At 46.5% G+C, this 1,705-nt stretch carries 3 protein-coding genes; all 3 read right to left on the bottom strand.

The genetic code is table 11. The features are described 5' to 3' along the window. Positions 1 to 181: 181 nt before the first annotated feature. Positions 182 to 439 carry a hypothetical protein gene (locus tag HWE17_RS28380; RefSeq protein ID WP_176391107.1) on the bottom strand — a complete coding sequence of 86 codons (258 nt, stop codon included), beginning with the start codon at positions 437 to 439 and terminating at the stop codon, positions 182 to 184. 112 nt (positions 440 to 551) lie between these two features. Beyond that, positions 552 to 1,175, bottom strand: a complete 624-nt coding sequence (locus HWE17_RS28385; protein ID WP_176391109.1) for a DUF3304 domain-containing protein — start codon at positions 1,173 to 1,175, stop codon at positions 552 to 554. Between the two features lie 180 nt (positions 1,176 to 1,355). Then, the gene (locus HWE17_RS28390) at positions 1,356 to 1,556 is read right to left on the bottom strand and encodes a hypothetical protein (protein ID WP_152598759.1); all 201 of its coding nucleotides are present in this window, start codon (positions 1,554 to 1,556) and stop codon (positions 1,356 to 1,358) included. Between the last annotated feature and the right edge of the window lie 149 nt (positions 1,557 to 1,705).

Raw genomic sequence — 1,705 nt, forward strand, 5'->3', positions numbered from 1 at the left:
GGAATCGCCACCGCCGCCACTGTTGGTATTGCCAGGATTTTCAACCGCGATGTAATCGACTTCGCGCGAAGAATAATTCAGCGCCTGAATGCTCGCGGCCATGGCGACGCCGGGTAAACATGCGGCCAGCAAGAGGCCTCCCCATAGTTCGTGCTTGAGTAAGGTATTCATGATTTCATCCCTATGCATCAATGCCAAGACTCAGAGCGCGTGCCTTGGCGCCCTTACTAACGTTCAGTTGCGTATCCAGTTTGCATAGCTTGGCGTCACTGCCATGCGTATCTTTACCGCCGGAAAATGCACGATACAAACGCGCCACATTGCTATGAGCATGAAATTCCATATCCCGTTTCATATTATTATTGGTGCCGTCGAAAAAAAAAGCCGAAAAACAGATTGACATCACATGGCGGAGGGAAACCTGGAAATGGGCATTCACGATCCTTTGCAAAAATCACCAAGAATTGGTTTTTCATTTTTCGCGCCAAAAAAAACAATGAAATCAGGAGGATCATTTTTTATAGCTAGACAAATATCAACTAAAAAAGCAGTCATTTATCATTTTCCTCAAGAATATTAATAAGCTTTTTACTATATTCAATTGCCCCCTTCAATCTCATCAACTCTACAGGAGTTAGGTCACTCACATCGCCATCTAATGCATTCTCCATAGAATGTAGAACAGCCTTTTCTCTTTTTATTTTTTCCTTGCGGCGTTCATCCCGATACTCCTTCGTCGGCACCGGATACCCCTTGATTTTCCCCGGCCACTCCGGTCGGCTCGGTCCGTAAAGCGACACCACGGCTCCCACGCTGCCATCTTCATAGACGATCAGCCAGATATCACCTCCCTTCCCATCCGGATACGGTGGAACACTGACCGTCTCGCGATGAAAGGTTGGGTCCGGGGACAACTGATAGACCACCACCACCTTCAAATCCGCATGCCACTTTTCCGGCACGCTGAAACAGCATATCGACCCGCCCTGCTCGTATGGACGGATCGAATCGCCACCGCCGCCGCTGTTGGTATTGCCCGGATTTTCAACCGCGATGTAATCGACTTCGCGCGAAGAATAATTCAGCGCCTGAATGCTCGCGGCCATGGCGACGCCGGATAAGCATACGGCCAGCAAAAGCCCTCGCCATAGTTGGCTCTTGAGTAAGGTATTCATGTTTTCATCCCTATGCATAAATGCCAAGACTCAGAGCGCGTGCCTTGACGCCCTTACTAACGTTCAGTTGCGTATCCAGTTTGCATAGCTTGGCGTCACTGCCATGCGTATCTTTACCGCCGGAAAATGCACGATACAAGCGCGCCACGTTGCTGTGCGAATGAAACGGCACATCCCGTTTCATTTATTGTTGGTGCCATCGAAGAAGAAGCCGAAAAACAGATTGACATCACATGGGGGAGGGAAGCCGGGAAGTGGGCACTCACGCTTCTTCATAAATCCTATAATTTCATCCATTTCATTAATTCCATCAAAAAAACGTTCCTTGTCAGATGGATCATTTTTATCTACAGAATAGCTTTCGGCCAAAAAATCTGTCATCGCACATTCCCATCTAAACTTTGGACAACTTTTTTTTGAAATTCAATAATTTTTTTTCTTTTATCTTTTCATCTGACAGAGTATAAAAATCACGCTGCAATCTTTTTTCCAAAAAATCGAGCGTATTTCTCTCTCTCTTTATTTTATCT

This window comes from Janthinobacterium sp. BJB401 (genome assembly GCF_013372745.1).
In the GTDB taxonomy this organism is placed as follows: Bacteria; Pseudomonadota; Gammaproteobacteria; order Burkholderiales; family Burkholderiaceae_D; genus Janthinobacterium; species Janthinobacterium rivuli.

Bases quoted from the DNA above. Each gene is read 5' to 3' on its own strand.
- HWE17_RS28390 (WP_152598759.1), bottom strand. From the start codon at position 1,556: ATGACAGATTTTTTGGCCGAAAGCTATTCTGTAGATAAAAATGATCCA.
- HWE17_RS28385 (WP_176391109.1), bottom strand. From the start codon at position 1,175: ATGAATACCTTACTCAAGAGCCAACTATGGCGAGGGCTTTTGCTGGCC.